The 18,077-nt window shown below is 66.5% G+C and carries 17 protein-coding genes and 1 tRNA gene; 10 read left to right on the top strand and 8 right to left on the bottom strand.

Features of this window, described 5'->3' with window-relative positions; all coding sequences use genetic code 11:
• Positions 1–365 precede the first annotated feature (365 nt).
• Both G315_RS0112565 and G315_RS0112570 read right to left on the bottom strand, forming a co-directional pair.
• A tRNA-Ser gene (locus tag G315_RS0112565) sits at positions 366–456 on the bottom strand.
• A gap of 96 nt (positions 457–552) precedes the next feature.
• A complete protein-coding gene (locus G315_RS0112570) occupies positions 553–882 on the bottom strand; it encodes a DUF1820 family protein (protein WP_018144371.1) in 330 nt (109 codons plus the stop codon).
• Between the two features lie 111 nt (positions 883–993).
• Here G315_RS0112570 and G315_RS0112575 point away from each other — a divergent pair, with 111 nt between their 5' ends.
• The 3 genes from G315_RS0112575 (at position 994) to G315_RS0112585 (ending at position 5,022) form a co-directional block, all read left to right on the top strand.
• The gene (locus tag G315_RS0112575) at positions 994–1,854 is read left to right on the top strand and encodes a diiron oxygenase (protein WP_026182023.1); all 861 of its coding nucleotides are present in this window, start codon (positions 994–996) and stop codon (positions 1,852–1,854) included.
• Positions 1,855–1,924: 70 nt separating this feature from the next.
• Complete coding sequence (gene mltF / locus G315_RS0112580) at positions 1,925–3,478, top strand: membrane-bound lytic murein transglycosylase MltF (RefSeq protein ID WP_019612618.1); 1,554 nt, start codon at positions 1,925–1,927, stop codon at positions 3,476–3,478.
• 242 nt (positions 3,479–3,720) lie between these two features.
• The gene (locus G315_RS0112585; protein ID WP_018144374.1) at positions 3,721–5,022 is read left to right on the top strand and encodes an NRAMP family divalent metal transporter; all 1,302 of its coding nucleotides are present in this window, start codon (positions 3,721–3,723) and stop codon (positions 5,020–5,022) included.
• A 14-nt stretch (positions 5,023–5,036) separates the two neighbouring features.
• On the opposite strand, the gene G315_RS0112590 is transcribed toward G315_RS0112585, so the two are convergent.
• The gene (locus G315_RS0112590) at positions 5,037–5,945 is read right to left on the bottom strand and encodes an NAD(P)-dependent oxidoreductase (protein ID WP_019612619.1); all 909 of its coding nucleotides are present in this window, start codon (positions 5,943–5,945) and stop codon (positions 5,037–5,039) included.
• Positions 5,946–6,021: 76 nt separating this feature from the next.
• Between G315_RS0112590 and G315_RS0112595 the strand changes: the two genes are divergently transcribed.
• The 6 genes from G315_RS0112595 (at position 6,022) to rlmKL (ending at position 12,405) form a co-directional block, all read left to right on the top strand.
• Positions 6,022–6,885, top strand: coding sequence for a DMT family transporter (locus tag G315_RS0112595; protein ID WP_019612620.1), 864 nt, complete (start codon positions 6,022–6,024; stop codon positions 6,883–6,885).
• Between the two features lie 192 nt (positions 6,886–7,077).
• Positions 7,078–7,524: a DsrE family protein gene (locus tag G315_RS0112600; protein WP_018144377.1), complete on the top strand. Its 447-nt coding sequence runs from the start codon at positions 7,078–7,080 to the stop codon at positions 7,522–7,524.
• 298 nt (positions 7,525–7,822) lie between these two features.
• On the top strand, positions 7,823–8,269 hold the full coding sequence (locus tag G315_RS0112605) for a DsrE family protein (RefSeq protein ID WP_018144378.1): 447 nt from the start codon (positions 7,823–7,825) through the stop codon (positions 8,267–8,269).
• A 135-nt stretch (positions 8,270–8,404) separates the two neighbouring features.
• Entirely contained in the window at positions 8,405–9,310 is a 906-nt protein-coding gene (locus G315_RS0112610; RefSeq protein WP_018144379.1) for an ABC transporter ATP-binding protein, read from the top strand.
• Positions 9,311–9,314: 4 nt separating this feature from the next.
• Positions 9,315–10,100 carry an ABC transporter permease gene (locus tag G315_RS0112615; protein ID WP_019612621.1) on the top strand — a complete coding sequence of 262 codons (786 nt, stop codon included), beginning with the start codon at positions 9,315–9,317 and terminating at the stop codon, positions 10,098–10,100.
• An 82-nt stretch (positions 10,101–10,182) separates the two neighbouring features.
• Positions 10,183–12,405 (top strand): bifunctional 23S rRNA (guanine(2069)-N(7))-methyltransferase RlmK/23S rRNA (guanine(2445)-N(2))-methyltransferase RlmL, encoded by a 2,223-nt coding sequence (gene rlmKL, locus G315_RS0112620; protein ID WP_018175988.1) that lies wholly within the window; start codon positions 10,183–10,185, stop codon positions 12,403–12,405.
• Between the two features lie 102 nt (positions 12,406–12,507).
• On the opposite strand, the gene G315_RS0112625 is transcribed toward rlmKL, so the two are convergent.
• A complete protein-coding gene (locus G315_RS0112625) occupies positions 12,508–12,834 on the bottom strand; it encodes a hypothetical protein (protein WP_018937860.1) in 327 nt (108 codons plus the stop codon).
• 9 nt (positions 12,835–12,843) lie between these two features.
• Complete coding sequence (locus G315_RS0112630; protein WP_019612622.1) at positions 12,844–14,175, bottom strand: sulfite oxidase; 1,332 nt, start codon at positions 14,173–14,175, stop codon at positions 12,844–12,846.
• A gap of 257 nt (positions 14,176–14,432) precedes the next feature.
• On the opposite strand from G315_RS0112630, the gene G315_RS0112635 reads away from it, so the two are divergent.
• On the top strand, positions 14,433–15,242 hold the full coding sequence (locus G315_RS0112635) for an FKBP-type peptidyl-prolyl cis-trans isomerase (RefSeq protein WP_018144384.1): 810 nt from the start codon (positions 14,433–14,435) through the stop codon (positions 15,240–15,242).
• Positions 15,243–15,244: 2 nt separating this feature from the next.
• On the opposite strand, the gene scpB is transcribed toward G315_RS0112635, so the two are convergent.
• The 3 genes from scpB to G315_RS0112650 are packed head-to-tail and all read right to left on the bottom strand — an operon-like array spanning position 15,245 to position 18,072.
• On the bottom strand, positions 15,245–15,970 hold the full coding sequence (scpB, locus tag G315_RS0112640; protein WP_018144385.1) for an SMC-Scp complex subunit ScpB: 726 nt from the start codon (positions 15,968–15,970) through the stop codon (positions 15,245–15,247).
• Positions 15,967–16,836 carry a ScpA family protein gene (locus G315_RS0112645; protein WP_018144386.1) on the bottom strand — a complete coding sequence of 290 codons (870 nt, stop codon included), beginning with the start codon at positions 16,834–16,836 and terminating at the stop codon, positions 15,967–15,969. The genes scpB and G315_RS0112645 overlap by 4 nt, the downstream gene beginning before the upstream one ends.
• A 15-nt stretch (positions 16,837–16,851) precedes the next feature.
• Positions 16,852–18,072, bottom strand: a complete 1,221-nt coding sequence (locus tag G315_RS0112650; RefSeq protein WP_018144387.1) for a tryptophan--tRNA ligase — start codon at positions 18,070–18,072, stop codon at positions 16,852–16,854.
• Between the last annotated feature and the right edge of the window lie 5 nt (positions 18,073–18,077).

The following is an 18,077-nucleotide window of genomic DNA, read 5'->3' on the forward strand; positions in this document are numbered from 1 at the left end:
CTTCTTTGCACGAGCAAAGAAGTACCTCGCGGTGCGCTCGCGAGAGAGCGCCTGGCAGGCGGCGGACCGAAGCCACCGTAAACACCGGATGCCGAACCAGGACCAGCCACTAGCCGGCAAGCAGGATCCCCGAGGCCAAAAATGCAAAAGGGGCCAACCTGGCCCCTTTGCTTGAATCTGGCGGAGAGGGAGGGATTACGGCGACGTGGTCGCCGCCCTCCGGGCCGCCTCCGCTCTGCTTCGGCGTTCCGGTGTCGCTTCGCGCCACCGGTCGAACCATCATCTTGATCGATCGAGGGTTCGAATCCCGATACGCCAGGGGCTGGAAATGCAAAAGGGGCCAACCTGGCCCCTTTGCTTGAATCTGGCGGAGAGGGAGGGATTCGAACCCTCGATACGGGGTTACCGTATACACACTTTCCAGGCGTGCGCCTTCGACCGCTCGGCCACCTCTCCGTTTTCCGCAACCGCTGGACGGTCACGAAGCGCGGAATCCTAAACCAGGCGCGGCAGCGGCGCAATGGAGGGGACGAAAAACAGCAGCTTGCGGGATCAGGAACCGCCCTTGCCCGGCAGACCGGGAAAAGCGTGCACATTGCCCCCGGCAGTTCCCGCATCGTGAATGCGCGGGGTACCCACTGCCGTGACCTCGTCGATCCGAATCAACGCATGCATCGGCACATGGAAGCGCTCCACACCCTCGAACTCGGTACGCAAGCGCTCCTCCGAGGGATCCACCACCACCTGTGTGCGCTCGCCGAACAGCAGGCCCTCGATGGTGACGAAACCGTAAAGCTCGTCCTGGTAAACGTCACGGGCGTACAGCTCGTACGTTTTTCCGTTGTTCAGAAAATTGATTCGGTACCGCAGATTCTTGTCCATGGGCTCCATCATGGGGGAGCAACCGCAGATTGCAACGGGTTGGCGTTGGTCCGGAGCGCCAGAGTCGGTATGATTCCGGGCGTTATCCGCATGGGTCCCGGCACGCCAACGATGAATTCCTCCCAGGAGCTGCTCGATCATTTGAGCCGCAACAGCTCGCCGTACCAGGATCCGCTCATGCGGGTTCGCTGGGATGCGCTGTCTTCGGAGGACTACTGGATCCCGGAAGAGGCCATCTCGCTGTTCGGCACGCCCGAATATTCCGCGCTGTCGGGCGAGCAGAAGCGGCGCCTCTCGCAGTACGAATTTCTCTATTTCATCAGTGGCGCGCTGTGGCTGGAAGGCCTGTTCATGGAACGCATCTCGCGCATCTCCATGCACTCGACCGGCCGCCTGGACCGGCTGAACTACCGCCTGCACGAGCTGCGTGAAGAGGCCGGTCACAGCCTGATGTTCATCGAGTTCATGCGTCGCAGCGGGCTGGAGCTGCCGGAACGGCGCTTCCCGAAACCAAGGCTCGCCACCCTGGTCGGCCGCTTTGCCCCCTTCGAGTCCTCGATCTTCTGGATCGCAGTGATGATCGGCGAGGAGGTCCCGGATCGGATGAACCGTCTGATCCACCAGCGCCGTGACCAGATCAGCCCCACGGTGCATGACGTCGTCTCCACCCACATGATCGACGAAGCGCGCCACATGGCACATGCCCGCGACACGCTGGAAAGCTACCTGGATACCCTGCCGACCTGGCAGAAGGCGGCCTATCGCCCGCTGATGCGGCGGGTGTTCCGCCAGTTCGTGCACGCCTTCTACTACCCCACGGCGGATATCTACCAGCTCGCGGGCCTGCCCGCGGGCCCACACTACCGCCGTCTGGCGCGCGACAACCCACGCCGGGCCGCCTTCATCGATACCTGTGTCGACCCCGCACTGCAGATCCTCCGCGCCCAGGGCCTGGTCCTGAACTGGCGATAGGGTCACCATCTCGCCCTTCGCCGGTCGTCGGCTAGCACTGCCTGCACGGCCGATTGGGTATCATCGGTTCATGTTCCCGCACCTCCACCTTCGCCCCCCGAGCTCGACCTGGCGCCAGATCGAGCTCGGCGTGTTCATCGTATTGCTGGTGATGATCGGCCTGCGGGTCTGGTTCCAGCCGCCCTCGGCCCTGCAGCAATTGACCTTCCGCGAGGAACTGCAGGTAGTGCTGGTCGAAGCGCCTTTGGGGCGTTCGGAGCTGGCGGCCACTGAGGGCCACGACCAACTGGAACTGGCCCTGCTGCATGGCTTCGCGAAGGAACTGGGCACGCGCATTCGCGTAACCCGCGTGGAGACCGCCGCCGAGGCCCACCGCCGCCTGCGCGAACACCGGGCGGACCTGGCCGCCGGGCTGCTGGTGGACCCCGATGAACCGACGATCAAACGCGGTCCGGAGATCCTCGCCATCCAGCAGGTTCTCGCCTTCTGGCGCGGCAACGAATCCACCGCTGCACTGCCCGCCCTCGCCAGCCTGCCCGCCGGAACCCGACTGGGACTCACCGCACAGTCGCCGCTGCCGGAACGCCTGCGGGCCCATCTGGCCCACGCCGACGCGGCGAGGCAACAGGTATCGGTCCGGGCAGGGGATCCGGAGTCCGAGACCCCGAATCCGGGCCTGTTCGAGACCCTCGGGTACGAGCCGCGAGACCCGCCGGTCGAGCTGGTACCCATCGGGACCGCCGAAGCGCAACGCCAGGCATTGGCCGCGGGCCAAATCGACTATGCCCTGATGAGCTCCCTGGAGTTCGGCCGGCTGCAACGCTTGCATCCCGACCTGCGTACCGCCTATGAATTCGAGCGCGGGGTGGCCGTCACCTGGCTGTTCCCGGCCGGCTTCGACCGCAGCCTGATCGACGCGGCGGAGGCCTACATTGACCGCCTGCGAGGGAACCGTGACCTGGAACTGATGATCGACCGCTACCTGGGCCATCTGGAGACCCACGACCTGGTGGACGCCCTGACCTTCGCCCGGCGCGTGGATAACCAGCTGGATCGCTTTCGCGACCTGTTCGAACGCGCCGGCGCCGAATACGGCCTGGACTGGCGCTTCATCGCCGCCGTGGCCTACCAGGAGTCACACTGGAACGCGGAGGCCATCTCCCCCACCGGGGTGCGCGGGCTGATGATGCTGACCCAGAACACCGCGTCCGGCCTCGGCGTCGAGGACCGCACCGACCCGGCATCCAGCGTCGACGGCGGCACCCGCTATCTGCTGGACCTGCGTGAGCGTCTACCGGAACGCATCCCGGAACCGGATCGCACCTGGATGACGCTGGCGGCCTACAACGTCGGGCTGGGACACCTGCATGACGCCCGGCGCCTGGCCGATGCCAACGGCGACGATCCGAATCGCTGGCTGGACGTAATGCAGTGGCTGCCACGCCTGGCGGAACGCGAATGGCACGAGCAAACCCGCTATGGCTACGCCCGCGGCTGGGAGCCCGTGCTCTACGTGCAGAACATTCGCAGCTATTACGACAAGTTGATCCAGCGCTTCCCCGCAAGCAGCGACCATATCCCCAACGCACCGAAAGTCTACCGTCGCGTCCCGCTATCGCTCTGAAGCGTGGCGGGCGCGGTCAGCGCACGCCCTCGTCTTCCCTGGGCGACGCTGATGAGTCGCGTTGATCCCCCAAGTTTTTCGAGACAAGGCGCGCTGTGCGGGCCTTGGCGTCCTGCGATCCGCTGCCCATCCATCAGACCCAAGGCAGGATCGGGAACATGGGACACCCAAACGCACGTGTACATTGATCAGTGTTTCCCTAGAATCCGTACCCCCACACCCTTACCCCCGGACCCAGGCCCATGACCGCTACCACCCGCGCCTCCCTGCGCGCCGCCATCGGACCGGGCCTGCTGATGGCCGGAGCGGCGGTGGGCGTCTCGCATCTGGTCCAGGCCACCCGGGGCGGGGCCGAATACGGTCTACTGCTGATCCCGATCGTGCTGCTGGCCTGCCTGTTCAAGTACCCCTTCCTGGAATTCGGCCCGCGCTACGCCGCGGCCACCGGACATAACCTGCTCACCGGCTACCACCGCCTTGGCAACTGGGCCCTAGGACTCTACATCGCCGTCACCCTGGGGACGCTGTTCATCATCCAGGCCGTGGTCACCCTGACCACTGCGGGGCTGTTCGCACTGGTGTTCGGGCTGGACCTGTCGATGGTCGCGCTGTCCGCGCTGATCCTGGCGGCCTGCATCGGGTTCCTGATGGTCGAGGCCTACAAGGGCCTGGACCTGGGCATGAAGATCATCATGGCGGCGCTGAGCGTTTCGACGGTGGTCGCGGTCGCCCTGGCCTTCCAGGAGGCCCCGGACTGGCAGACCCTCTCCGGCGCACCGGAATGGTCGAGCCTGTGGACCCTCGCCGGCTTCGCCTTCGTGCTGGCCCTGCTCGGCTGGATGCCGATCCCGCTGGATGTCGCCGCCTGGCACTCGGTCTGGACCCAGGAACGCGCCCGCATGACCGGGCACCATCCCAGCGTGCGCGAGGCCGTGTTCGACTTCCGCCTCGGCTTCATCGGCGCCACCCTGCTGGCGCTTGCATTCATGTTGCTGGGGGCATTGCTGATGTACGGCACCGGCATCGGCTTCGCCCCGGGGGCGGCCGCGTTCTCGGCGCAGCTGGTGGATCTCTATGCCCAGAGCCTGGGCGAGTGGAGCCGCTCGCTGATCGCCATCGCGGCACTCACCACCATGTTCTCCACCACCCTGGCGGTCACCGACGCCTATCCGCGGGTCATCATGGCGATCATCCGCACCCTGCGAGAGAACGGCCACCAGGCGCAGGACATGGAACCCGCCCCCCGGGGCGAGCGCGGGCTGGACTGGTGGGGCTATCGCATCGCCCTGCTGATCGTCGCGGCCGGCGCGCTGGCCCTGATCTGGCTGGCCGGCGAGCAGTTCACGCGCTTCGTCGACATCGCCACCACCCTGTCGTTCCTGTCCGCTCCGATCCTCGCCTGGCTCACCTTCCGCGCGGTGATGTCACCGGACGTGCCGGCCGCCGCGAAACCGGGTCCCGGCCTGCGTGGCCTGGCCTGGGCCGGCCTCGTCTTCCTCGGCGGGTTCTCGCTGGCCTGGCTGGTCTGGCGCTTCGGGCTCTGAAGCGCCGCAAGCCGTCAGGAAGCCGCTTCGCTGGCGCGCACACAGAATCGCGCCAGGATGGCCACGTCGTGCCGCGCCTGTCCGGCCTCGAGCGCCGCATCCACGGCCTCGCGCACCGGCGTGAGCCCCTCCGTCGCCAGCCCGAGATCGCGGCTCAGGTCGGCGATAATCCCCAGATCCTTGTGGTACAGGCCGACTTGGAACCCGGGCTCGAAGTCGCCGTCCAGCAGGCGCTGCCCGTGCACCTCGAGGATGCGCGAAGAGGCAAACCCGCCCATCAGCGCCTCGCGCACCCGCGCCGGGTCGACACCGGACTGCTCCGCCAGGGCAAAGGCCTCGCCCACCGCGACCAGGGTCTCGCCCACCACCAGCTGGTTGCAGGCCTTGGCGATCTGTCCCGCGCCGCTGTCGCCGACGTGGGTCAGGGTGGAGCCCACCACCTCGAAGATCGGCCGCAGCCTCTCGACAACATCGACCGGCCCGCCCACCATCAGGCTCAGCGTCCCGGCCCGCGCGCCCGGCTCCCCGCCCGAAACCGGGGCATCCACGAAGGTCACCTCGCGTTCGGCGGCCGCGCGGGCGATGGCGCGGGTACGCATCGGGTCGATGGTGCTGTGATCGATCACGACCAGTCCGGGACGGGCATGCTCCAGGACCCCGTCCGGCCCCAGCATCAGCGCCTCGACATCCGGCGTATCGGAGACATTCAGCACCAGCACCCGCACGCCGCGAACCAGCTCCGGGAGGCTCGTGCATGGCTGCGCCCCATCCTGCGCGAGTGCTTCCGCCGTCTCCGGCCGGCGCGCCCAGACCTGGACGTCAGCCCCGGCGGCGAGGAGGTTGCGATTCATGGGCGCCCCCATGATGCCGAGGCCAATGGCCCCGATCGGCTGGAGTTCGGGCGGGATCTGGGATGCGGACATACGGCACTCCGAAAACGGTACCCACGCACTGTAACAACCCCGCTGGAAAAGCGGCACATGGAGGGTGAACCGGATCATGCAACGCGAACACCTGCACGGCTCCCTGCTCGCCTTCACCGGCGTGATGGCACTCAGCTTCGACGGACTGCTGGTGCGCCTGGCCGACACCCAGGGCATGGATATCGTCTTCTGGCGCGGGTTGCTGATGGCCCTCGCCCTGACCCTGCTGCTGCGTATCCTCGACGGGCGCTGGGCCTGGACCCACCTGCGACTGGGCGGGCGCGATGCCGGCTGGGTCGCGGCCGGGTTCGCGGCGACCACCATCCTGTTCGTGCTCGGCATCCTGCACACCACGGTCGCCAACGTGGTGGTCATCCTGGCGGCCTCGCCGCTGTTCGCGGCCGTGTTCTCCGGACTGCTGCTGCGCGAATGGGTGCCGCTGCGGACCTGGATCGCCATGCTGATCTGTATCGGCGGGATCGTCGGGGTGTTGGCCGGCTCGCTGGAGGCCGGGGGCTGGCTGGGCGACGCCCTGGCGCTGCTGGCGGCCCTGGTGGTCGGCATCAACCTGACCCTGCTGCGCCGCTCGCCCCGCGTGGACCGGCTGGCCGTGATCGCGGCGGGCGGGATGCTGGCCGCGCTGATCGCGTGGCCGCTGGCGACACCGCTCGCCGTCGGGCTCGACAGCCTCGCGGTCCTGGCGATCATGGGCCTCGTCCAGCTCCCGCTGGCGCTGACCCTGATCGCCCTGTCGACCCGCTTTCTGCCGGCCGGCGAGGTGGCCCTGTTCCTGGTGCTGGAGGCGGTGTTCGGCACCCTCTGGGTCTGGCTGTTCCTGGCCGAGGCCCCCGGCACCCTCACGCTACTGGCCGGCGGCCTGATCCTGCTCACCCTGGCCGTGCATGCAGCCTGGGGCATACACCAAAAAAGCTCACCCTAATATTCTAATTTTCGACTTTATATCAAATGCTTATCTTGTATTTGATCGGAATAATCGCCAACGGTTCCCGTCTTACCCATAACCGGACACCAGAGGCATGGACGCCGCCTGGATCCGGTCTCTGATTGCAACGCGGCATACGCCCCGGGCGTATCGAAAACAAAACACGGGAACAAACGCAGGAGCCCGATCATGAACAAACGCTTCATCCTTCCGCTGGCCATGGCCGCCGCCGTATTCGCCCTGCCGGGTACCGCCCTCGCGGATAGCTACTATTCCGAGCAGAAAGTCGTCTATCACGTGAACCACGACAACGAACAGCGGCAGATCGGCGCGATGCGGAACATCCAGAACCACATCAACGCCGTGGGCGCCGACCGCATGAGCATCAAGGTCGTGATGCACGGCAACGGGCTCAGCCTGCTGCAGCACGCCAAATCGAACGAGGACCTGAAGGCCTTCGTCGATCAGCTGAAGATGCAGGACGTGGACTTCCAGGTGTGCAACAACACCGTCGTTGGGCGGAACATCGACATTGCTAACGACCTCTACGACGCCTCCGAGGACGACATCATCCCGAGCGGCGTGGCCCACCTGTCGCACCTGCAGCAGCAGGGCTACACCTACGTGCGTCCGTAATACCCCTGCAGCAAGCACCCGGCGACCGCCATCTCCCGGTCGTCGCTTCGGGCCCGGGTCTTCCCGGGCCCTTTTCTTTGTGCAACTAGACTCCACTCGTAAACCCGCCCCACACGGCACATGACCCTTTTTGTGGCGCTGCAGACGGGAATAGGCGCGTGCGCAGGGCGTCTTATTCATACCTGTTGACCGCCTTCCCTGCGAAGCCCCCGGTCACAGCGCGCCAACCCCGGCGCAAGGCCCCGTGGCGTACCGCAACCCGCCCGGGTTCGTTGTTGTTTCAGAAGGAACCTGTGCAATGAACGCAATGAAACTGCTCTTTCCCGCCCTGCTCGCCATGGTGCTCGGCATCCCCGGCCTGGCGGCCGCGAGCGACTTCGACTATGGCACGCACAAAGTGATCTACCACGTGAACTACGATGACGAGCGGCGCTACATGGCCGCGATGGGCAACATCCAGAACCATATCAACGCCGTGGGCGCCGACAACATGGAGATCAAGGTGGTGATGCACGGGGACGGCCTCGGGCTGCTGCAAACCGCCAACACCAACGAAAACCTGCGCGGCCGCATCGAGAACCTGAAGATGCAGAACGTGGAGTTCCAGGTCTGTGCGAACACCCTGCGCGGACGCAATATCGCCCTCGAAGAACTCTTCGACGCCTCCGAGGATGACGTAATCCCGAGCGGCGTGGCCCACATCTCCTGGCTGCAGCACCAGGGCTTTACCTACAGCCGGCCCTAACAGATTCCGAAAATGTGCCGAAAGATCGGCCCGGATCGCGAGATCCGGGCCTTTTTCATGGCATCACAGGGGGACATTGGGGGTGCCGCCGCGAATCGGTATGGTATGCATTCTCCATCCGCCACGAGTCCCGCCGTGTCCGCCATCTCCATTCAGCAGCTGTACAAGGCGTACGACGGCGTTGCGGTCGTGGACGGCGTGGACCTCGAAATCGCCCCCGGCGAATTCTTCGGCCTGCTGGGGCCCAACGGGGCCGGCAAGACCACCACCCTGCGCATGCTGCTGGGGATGACGCCGATCGATGGCGGGCAGGTCGAGGTCCTCGGCCTGCCGATGCCCGAGGGCGAGCGCGCGGTCCGCGAACGCCTGGGCATCGTGCCGCAGTTCGACACCCTCGACCCCGACTTCACGGTGATCGAGAACATGCGCACCTACGCCGCCTACTTCGGCCTGTCCGGGCCGGAGGTGGAGTCGCGCATCGACCGGCTGCTGGCGCAGGTCAACCTGAACGACAAGCGCGGCGCGCGCATCAATGCCCTGTCCGGCGGAATGAAGCGGCGCCTGACCCTGGCCCGTGCGCTGATCAACGAACCCGAGGTGGTGGTGCTGGACGAGCCCACCACCGGTCTCGACCCGCAGGCCCGGCATCATCTGTGGCGCCAGCTTCGGGCGCTGCGCGCCTCGGGCGTCACCCTCGTGCTGACCACTCACTACATGGAAGAAGCCGAGGAACTGTGCGACCGCATCGCGATCATCGACCACGGCCGCATCATCGCCTGTGAGGCCCCGAGCCGTCTGATCGCCGAGCATATCGAGCCCTGGGTGCTGACGGTCGGCGGCACAGACGCCGGGGAGGTCCTGCAGCGCGAGCTGGGCCCGAAGGACCGGGCCCACCAGGTCGCCGACACCTGGCTGGTCTATACCGCGGAGCCGGACCGGCTGCGCGAGCGCCTCCGCGCGCTCGGCCACGAGCCCACCCTGCGCGAGGCGGACCTGGAAGACGTCTTCCTCAAGCTCACCGGCCACGAGCTGAGGGACTGAGCCCATGTCCGGCGGCCACCCCATCCTGCCCCGCCCCAGCCTGCGCTTCGTCGCCGTCTGGCGGCGCAACCTGCTGGTCTGGCGCAAGCTGATCGTGCCGTCGATGCTGGGCAATTTCGGCGAGCCGATCCTGTATCTGCTGGCCTTTGGCTACGGCTTCGGCAGCCTGGTGGGCGATCTCGACGGCATGCGCTACATGGTCTTCATTGCCTCCGGCATCATCTGCTCGTCCGCGATGTTCACCGCGAGCTTCGAGGGCATGTATTCCGCCTACACCCGCATGGCGGAACAGAACACCTGGCTGGGCATGCTTGCCACTCCGCTCACGCTGGACGACATCGTCTTCGCCGAGGCCATCTGGGCCGCGACCAAGGGCCTGATCAGCGCCATTACCATCCTGATCGTCGCCAGCGTGCTGGGGCTGGTCGCCGATGCCCGCGCCCTGCTCGCGCTGCCGGTGATCTTCCTCGCCGCGTTCACCTTCGGCGCGCTGGCCCTGGTGATTACCGCCCTGGCGCGCAGCTACGACTTCTTCCTCTACTACTTCACCCTGGCCGTCACGCCGATGTTGCTGCTGTCCGGGGTGTTCTTTCCGCTGACCGAACTGCCCGGCTGGGTGCAGGGCCTGGCCCTGGCACTACCACTGGCGCATGTACTGGAGATCGTGCGTCCGCTGATGACCGGCACCTGGCCCGCGGCCTGGCTGCCGCACCTGGCCGTGATCACCGCCTACGGCGGGAGCGCCATCATCCTGGCCACCTACCTGATCCGCCGGCGCCTGCTGCGCTGAACGCCGCGAGTCCCCAGTCCCGCTCCGGCACGGCACCCGGTTGTGCCAGAATGTCGGGCTTCCCAGCCAGCCCGAGCCCACGATGACCGAGTCTCCCTCCGGCGAACCGATTGCCCCCTTCGACCCGACGGCCGACCACCGCGAATACCTGGCCACGGCCGCCGGCGGACTCGCCCCGCTGGTCGCGCGCGAGCTGGAGGGTTTCGGGGCCCTGGACCTGCGCGAAGACCGCGCCGGCATCCACTTTCACGCGGATCTCGCCACGCTGTACCGCTGCCTGCTCGGCAGCCGCGTGGCCAGCCGCATCCTGCTGCCGCTGGTACGCTTCGACGAACCCGACGGCGATGCCTGCTACGTCGCCAGCCGGGCCCTGGACTGGCCCGCCCTGTTCGGGCTCGACACCACCTTTGCGGTGGACGTAACCGGCAAGAGTTCGCACATCGGGCATACCCATTTCGCCGGGGTGCGCGTGAAGGATGGCATCGCCGACGCCTTCCGCGACGCCACCGGCGAACGCCCCGACGTGGACGCCGCCGATCCGGACGTGCGCGTGCTGCTGCAACTGCAGGGCCGACAGGCCCAGATCAGCCTGGACCTCGGCAACGGTGGCCTGCACCGTCGCGGCTATCGCGGCAGCGGCGGCGACGCCCCGCTGCGCGAGAACCTCGCCGCCGCGCTGCTGATGCGTGCCGGCTGGCCGGAACACCTGGAGACCCATCCCGACGCGCAGTTCCTCGACCCCTTCTGCGGCAGCGGCACCCTCGTGATCGAGGCCGCCCTGATGGCCACCCATACCGCCCCCGGCCTGCTGCGCGAGGATTTCCGCCCCCACGGCTGGTCCGGCCACGACGCCGGGCTCTGGGCCAGCTGCGTGGCCGAGGCGCGTGACGCGGTGCGCCCCTGGCAGGGCCCGCCGCTACTGGGCAGCGACCGCGACCGGGGGGCGGTGGCCGCCGCCCGCAAGGCGGCCCAGGCCGCCGGCGTGCGCGACTGCACGCGCTTCGAACAGGCCGATGCCCTGGCCCTGGAGCCCCCGGCCGACCACGGCATGCTGGTCAGCAACCCGCCCTACGGCGAGCGCATCGGCAACACCCCGGAACTGATCAAGCTCTACAGCCTGCTGGGCGAGCGCCTGCGCAGCGCCTTCGGCGGCTGGCATGTCGCCCTGCTGGTGGCGGACACAACGGACTCGCAACGCCTGGGCCTGCGCGCCAGCCACAAGCACCGCTTCTACAACGGCACCCTTGCCTGCCACCTGCTGCAGTTCGAGATCCATCGGCGCGACGAGCCGGCCGCGGCCCCGGCGCCGGATTTCGCCAACCGCCTGCAGAAGAACCTGCGTCACCTGGCTCGCTGGGCGCGGCGCCAGGAGATCACCTGCTATCGCATCTACGACACGGATCTGGCCGAATACCCCCTGCAGATCGACCGCTACGAGGCCGAGGACGGCACGGTTCACCTGCATGTGCAGGAGTTTGCCGCGCCCGCCAGCGTCGATCCCGCACGCGCCGAGGCGCGTCTGCGCGGCGCACTGGCCGCGATGCTGGAGGTTACCGGCGTCGAGCCCGCCCACCTGCATTACAAGCAGCGCCGGGCACAGAAGGGACGCTCGCAGTACCAGCGCGCGGAGACCGCCCAGCCCGCTCCGTTTCCGGTGCACGAGCACGGCTGCCGCCTGTGGGTCGACCTGGATGCCTACCTCGACAGCGGGCTGTTCCTGGACCACCGGCCGATGCGACTGCGCCTGCAACAGGAATGCCGCGGCCTGCGCCTGCTGAACCTGTTCTGCTACACCGCCGCGGTCAGCGTGCATGCCGCGGTGGGCGGCGCACGCCAGACCGTATCAGTCGATCTGTCCAACACCTACCTGGAGTGGGCCGAGGACAACTTCCGCGCCAACGGCCTGGAGGCCGAGATCCGCGATGGCCGCAGCCGTCGCCAGCCCGGCACCCACGCCCTCCTGCGCGAGGACGTGATCCACTGGCTGGAAGGGGCCAGCGACACGCCTGGCATGGTGTTCGAGCGGATCTTCCTGGACCCGCCCACCTTCTCCAACTCCAAGCGCACCGAGGACGACTTCGAGGTGCAGCGCGACCATGCCCACCTGATCCTCCTGGCCGCGCGCCTGCTCACCCCGGATGGGGTGCTCTACTTCTCCACCAACCGCCGCCGCTTCGAACTGGACCACGAGGCCCTGACCGGACTCGAGGCCCGCGACATCACCCGCGAGACGCTGGACGAAGACTACCGCCGCCCGCCCCCGCCCCATCGCTGCTGGGCCATCACGCACGCAGGCCGCGAATAAAGAGGCGGGGCGCCGAGGGCAACGTCGCCCAGCCCTGCACAGGGCACACACACAAAAACGCCCCGGGAAAACCCGGAGCGTTTTGTCTTCACCGTGTCACGATCAATTCGGTGGGTAGAAGGTTTCCAGGTAGTCCAGGATCTCTTCCTCCACTTCGGGGGAAAACTCCCAGAGCCCCTGCGTGTCCTGCATCCAGCGGATCTGTTCCAGCCAGATCTTGCGGGTGTACCCACGGCTGGTGAACAACCGGGCCGAGTGACATACCGTGCAATTGTTCTTGACCGTATCGAATCCCGGCGCCTTGATCAGCCCGGTTTCCGAATCGGTCTCGTACTCCTCGGCGGCCTCGACGTGGTCGCCCGCGGTCGCGGGCACCACCCAGAGGAGGCCGAGGATGGCCGGCAACAACAGGACCATCTTCGACTTCATTAGGGCTCCTTAGGCTTTGACTCGGACATCAATGTGGTGGGCCTTGTTGTTGCCGTAGCCCCGCGGGTTCCAGCCCGGCAGCACCATCGGCTGACGATCGCCCTTGCTGTTGGTGGCCACGGCCCACACCTGATGGAAACCGGGTTCGGAGAACTCGATGTCCGCCTCCCAGGTCTGCCAGGCAAACTTGTTCACGGGACGCTTCAGGTCGGCCTTTTGCCAGGTCACCCCGAAATCGGTCGAGACATGAAGCTCCTCCACATCGCCATAGCCATCCCAGGCCTTGCCCGCAACCTTCAGCGTGCTGCCAACGGAGGTCTCGGCACCGGTCTGCGGATAGGTGATCAGGGACTTCACCGGCATTTCCTCGAGGACGACCATGTCCTCGTTCGGCACGTCGGCACCCGGCTCCACCGGATGACGCGGTACGCGATAGCTGTGGCCAGTCATGCCCTGACCGTCATGCTCGCGATCACGGACGAGGATCTCGGTCAGCCACTTGCCGCTGGCGGAACCCGGGAAGCCCGGGGTGATCAGGCGCAGCGGATAGCCGTGCTGTTCCGGGATGTCTTCCCCATTCATCGCCCAGACGATGAGGGTCTCGTCTTCCACAGCCTTGCGCATGGGGCAGCCACGCGACAGCGCATCCAGATCATCACGGCCGCTCAGGTGCGCGTCACCGGCCTTGAAGCCAATGTACTCGGCCTTGTCGGCGTCGTAACCGACGTCTTCCAGCACGTCGCGCAAACGCACACCCGTCCAGGTCGGACAGCCGACCGCACCCAGATCCCACTGGTTACCGCGCGGGGACGGCTCGAACGCGGCACGCCCGTTGCCACCACACTCGATCCAGATTTGCAGGGTGTGGTGCTCGAACTTCTCCTTGAGGTCCGCGATGGTGTAGGACTTCTCCCCGTTCGCCGCTTCGCCGTGGACCGTCAGGGTCCATGCAGATGCGTCGATCCCGGCCTTCTCCGGAGGAACGCCGTTGTTGCGGATGAACATATTGGGGAACGGGGTCACTTCGTCGTGCAGCAGGTGCGGCGGCAGTTCACCGTTGATCGGGCGGTCATTCAGCCAGATGAAGCCGTCCACCTTGCCATCTACGTGGAAGCCCTCGATGCCGGCGGCCACGGCACTGGACAGGGTGCTGCGGTTGAACATGGTCTGCATGGCGGTTTCCGCGCCCAGACCCATCACGGCCAGGGCGGCACCGCCCTTGCCCAGGCGACCCAGGAAACCGCGACGGGCGGCGCCCGTCTCGGTCAGCTGTTCGGTCTCCCGGGTTTCTTCTTCGGACTTGCGGTCCATCTCGGAACCATCGTTCTTGTGGTCAGTCATTTGCCTGCCTCCGGCTTGTTCTCGGAACAAAATCTCATGTACTGCCCCTCTCTCCCTGGGACAGCCACTTGGAGTTGTAGCAAACGCCTTCAAAGCCTGCAATAAAAAATGGGGATTTTTTACAAGATCCAGAAACTTCTACATAACGCCTGTATTCGATCATCGATATGCGGTGTAGAATAGGGCCCCATTGGATCTCGCAACTTGCTGATCACAAGCTTTTATTAACCTTTTTTAATATAAACGGAAGCTACACAATGAAGATCACTTTTTGTCATTCCGCATATTCCGGTTTTATTATATTTACAGTGGCGCTGATCGGCTCGTTGCTCGCAGGCGGCATTGCCAGTGCGGAGCCCGCGGCATCCATCGAGATCCACGAAATCGAAGCCGGCGAAGGGCCCGGGATCGTGCGGCATGACACGGCCATCCTGCATTACACCGGGACGCTGGAAGAAGACGGGAGCGTGTTCGATTCCAGCCGCGAGTCCGGCGCGCCATTTGCGCTCACGCTGGGCGCGGGTCAGGTGATCCCGGGCTTCGAACAGGGCGTGATGGGCATGCGCGAAGGCGGCAAGCGCGAGATCGTCATCCCGCCGGAACTCGGCTATGGCGAACGCGGGGCCGGCAACATCATCCCGTCCAACGCGACCCTGCGCTTCGAGGTCGAGATCCTCGACGTCGAACGCGCACCGTTTAGCGGGCTGGACAACGAAGGCCTGGCCGAGAAGATCCGCGAGGGCGCAACCATCGTCGACATCCGCCGCCCGGACGAATGGGCGGAGACCGGCGTGATCGAGGGCAGCTACCGCATTACCGCCTTCGACGAGAATGGCGAGCTCAACCCGACCTTTGGCGAGCAGTTCACCAACCTGGTCAAGCCGGACGAGGAAGTCGTGCTGATCTGCCGCGTGGGCAACCGCACCGGCGCCCTCGCCCGCGCTTTGGCCGACGGCCTTGGCTACGAGAACGTCTACAACGTGACCGACGGGATCATGGAATGGCTGGACGACGATCGCCTGGTACAGCACGACTGCCCCAAGACCGCCGAAACGGCCCAGTGCTGATCTCAGAGTGAGTGCGTCGGGGGTGCCGGCTCCGGATCCGGATCGGCATCCCCGTCATCGAAATCGAGACGCTGGTTCGTGCCCGGACCAGCGTCTTCTTTCGCGTCCGGTGGCGACAGGCTAAGGCCCGCGTCGGAGGCCACATCCGCCAGGTCGCGGATCTGATCGAGCGGCGGCAGCTCTTCGAGGCGCTGCAGACCCAGGTCGTCGAGGAAGCTACGGGTGGTCGCGTACAGCGCGGGGCGGCCCGGCACCTCCTTGTGCCCTACCACCCGTACCCACTCGCGTTCCTGCAGCGTGCGCATGATCCCGGTACTGACCGCTACCCCGCGCACAGCCTCGATCTCGGCGCGGGTGACCGGCTGGCGATAGGCGATGATCGCCAGCGTCTCCAGCAGGGCCCGTGACAGCCGCGCCGGGCGCTCGGGCTGGGCGGCCTGCACGGTCGCGGAGAAGCGCGAACGCACGCGGAAGCGATACCCGCCAGCGGAGCGCACCAGCTCGATCGCGCGATCGTTATAGCGTTCCTGCAGACGACCAAGCGCCCGTTCCAGCAAGGCCTGATCGATCTCGCCGAGGTCCTCGCAGGCAGCCTTCAGGTCGCGCGACCCCACCGGTTCCGCGGCCGCAAACAGCACGGCCTCCACCGCCAGCTCGACGGCCCGCAACTGCTCGTCATCAACGGCGGCGGCAGACACCTGCACGTCCGATACAGTGGTTTCGCTCACGCCGGCTCTCCCCCTTCGTCTCCCACGGGCGCCCCACGCCGGCGCAACCGGATAGGGCTGTAGGGTTCGCTCTGGCCCCACTCGATCAGGCCCGCCTTGGTCAGCTCCAGCACCGCCAGGAACGACACCACGACGCCCTGGCGCCCCTCGGTAGCCAGAAGCAGAGCCACGAAATCGGTGAAGCGTTCGGGATGCAGGCTGTCGAGGATGTTCGACATGCGTTCGCGCACCGACAGCTGCTCGGTGGAGACATGATGGTGCGCCATCAGACTGGCGCGGTGCATCACCGCCGCCAGCGCCTCCATGAGCTCGTCCAGCGTCGGCCCGGGCGGCGGCGGGCCCTCGAGCGCCTCGACGCTGGCGCCGGCGGCGAACACATCGCGATCCATGCGCGGGAGGGCATCCACTCGTTCGGCGGCGATCTTGAATTGTTCGTATTCCTGCAGCTGCCGGATCAGCGCCATGCGCGGGTCCGCATCCTCGTCTGCCTCGGCCTCCTTCGGCCGCGGCAGGAGCATGCGCGACTTGATCTCGGCCAGCAGGGCGGCCATCACCAGATATTCCCCCGCCAGCTCCAGGCGCAGGGCCTGCATTACCTCGATATAGCCCATGTACTGCCGAGTGATCTCGGCGATGGGGATCGACAGGATGTCGAGGTTCTGGCGACGGATCAGGTACAGCAACAGATCCAGCGGCCCCTCGAAGGAGTCGAGAAAGACCTCCAGGGCGTCGGGCGGGATATAGAGATCGGCCGGCAGTTCCGCCACCGGCTCGCCATGCACACGATAAAGCACCTCCCCGTGCGCGCCGGTCTCGACGGTCGCGGGGCGCTCGAGGTCGTCGCTCGAGTCAGCGTACGGGTCCATGCCTCAGACTCTGGCTCATCGCAGGTAGTCCAGGCCCATGGCCCGGCGCACCTCTTCCAGGGTCTCGCGGGCCTCTTCGCGGGCGGCCTCGGAGCCCTCGACGATGATGGAGCGCACCAGCGCCGGATCCTCGGCGTATTCCTTCGCGCGTTGCTGGATGGGTTCCAGCTCGGCCTGCACCGCCTCGATCAGCGGGCGCTTGCAGTCGAGGCAGCCGATGCCCGCCGTGGTGCAGCCGGCGTGCAGCTCCTCGCGCTGGCTCGCGTCGGTGTAGACCTTGTGCAGATCCCATACCGGGCACTTTTCCGGATCCCCCGGATCGGTGCGCCGCACCCGCGCGGGGTCCGTCGGCATGGTACGGATCAGGCTCTCCACCTCGGCCGGCTCGGTGCGCAGGCTGATGGTGTTGCCGTAGCTCTTGGACATCTTGCGTCCGTCCAGGCCCGGCATCTTCGAGGCCGGGGTCAGGCGCGGCTGCGGCTCCGGCAGGATGATCTTGCCGCCACCCTCGAGGTAGCCGAACAGGCGCTCGCGATCCCCCAACGAGATGTTCTGCTGCGAATCGAGCATGGCCCGGGCAACCTCCAGCGACTCTTCCTCGCCCTGCTCCTGGAACCGCTTGCGCAGGTCGCGGTAGCGCTTGGCGGCCTTCTTGCCCATCTTGTCGGCGGCCGCCTCGGCCTTCTCGGCAAAGCCGGGCTCGCGGCCGTAGAGGTGATTGAAGCGCCGTGCGATCTCGCGCGTGACCTCCAGGTGCGATACCTGGTCCTCGCCCACCGGGACCATGCCGGCGCGGTAGGCCAGCACGTCGGCGCTCTGCAGCACCGGATAGCCGAGGAATCCGTAGGTCGCCAGGTCCTTCTCGCGCAGCTGCTCCTGCTGATCCTTGTAGGTCGGCACCCGCTCCAGCCAGCCGAGCGGGGTAATCATCGACAACAACAGATGCAACTCGGCGTGCTCCGGCACGCGCGACTGCACGAACAGCGTAGCGGAACCCGGGCTCACTCCGGCCGCCAGCCAGTCGATGACCATCTCGGTCACGTGCTGCTGCAGGTCACCCGGATCCTCGTAATGGGTGGTCAGCGCATGCCAGTCGGCGACGAAGAAGAAGCACTCGTAGTTGTGCTGCAACTCGATCCAGTTCTTCAGCACACCGTGGTAGTGGCCCAGATGCAGGCGCCCGGTGGGGCGCATGCCGGAGATCACGCGCTGGTTGGTACCCTGGTTACTGCTCACGGAAT

This window comes from Thioalkalivibrio sp. AKL7 (genome assembly GCF_000381705.1).
GTDB classification, from domain to species: Bacteria; Pseudomonadota; Gammaproteobacteria; order Ectothiorhodospirales; family Ectothiorhodospiraceae; genus Thioalkalivibrio; species Thioalkalivibrio versutus.

Coding starts and splice junctions, on each gene's coding strand:
- G315_RS0112570 (WP_018144371.1), bottom strand. CDS start 882: ATGGACAAGAATCTGCGGTACCGAATCAATTTTCTGAACAACGGAAAA.
- G315_RS0112575 (WP_026182023.1), top strand. CDS start 994: ATGAATTCCTCCCAGGAGCTGCTCGATCATTTGAGCCGCAACAGCTCG.
- mltF (WP_019612618.1), top strand. CDS start 1,925: ATGTTCCCGCACCTCCACCTTCGCCCCCCGAGCTCGACCTGGCGCCAG.
- G315_RS0112585 (WP_018144374.1), top strand. CDS start 3,721: ATGACCGCTACCACCCGCGCCTCCCTGCGCGCCGCCATCGGACCGGGC.
- G315_RS0112590 (WP_019612619.1), bottom strand. CDS start 5,945: ATGTCCGCATCCCAGATCCCGCCCGAACTCCAGCCGATCGGGGCCATT.
- G315_RS0112595 (WP_019612620.1), top strand. CDS start 6,022: ATGCAACGCGAACACCTGCACGGCTCCCTGCTCGCCTTCACCGGCGTG.
- G315_RS0112600 (WP_018144377.1), top strand. CDS start 7,078: ATGAACAAACGCTTCATCCTTCCGCTGGCCATGGCCGCCGCCGTATTC.
- G315_RS0112605 (WP_018144378.1), top strand. CDS start 7,823: ATGAACGCAATGAAACTGCTCTTTCCCGCCCTGCTCGCCATGGTGCTC.
- G315_RS0112615 (WP_019612621.1), top strand. CDS start 9,315: ATGTCCGGCGGCCACCCCATCCTGCCCCGCCCCAGCCTGCGCTTCGTC.
- rlmKL (WP_018175988.1), top strand. CDS start 10,183: ATGACCGAGTCTCCCTCCGGCGAACCGATTGCCCCCTTCGACCCGACG.
- G315_RS0112625 (WP_018937860.1), bottom strand. CDS start 12,834: ATGAAGTCGAAGATGGTCCTGTTGTTGCCGGCCATCCTCGGCCTCCTC.
- G315_RS0112630 (WP_019612622.1), bottom strand. CDS start 14,175: ATGACTGACCACAAGAACGATGGTTCCGAGATGGACCGCAAGTCCGAA.
- G315_RS0112635 (WP_018144384.1), top strand. CDS start 14,433: ATGAAGATCACTTTTTGTCATTCCGCATATTCCGGTTTTATTATATTT.
- G315_RS0112645 (WP_018144386.1), bottom strand. CDS start 16,836: ATGGACCCGTACGCTGACTCGAGCGACGACCTCGAGCGCCCCGCGACC.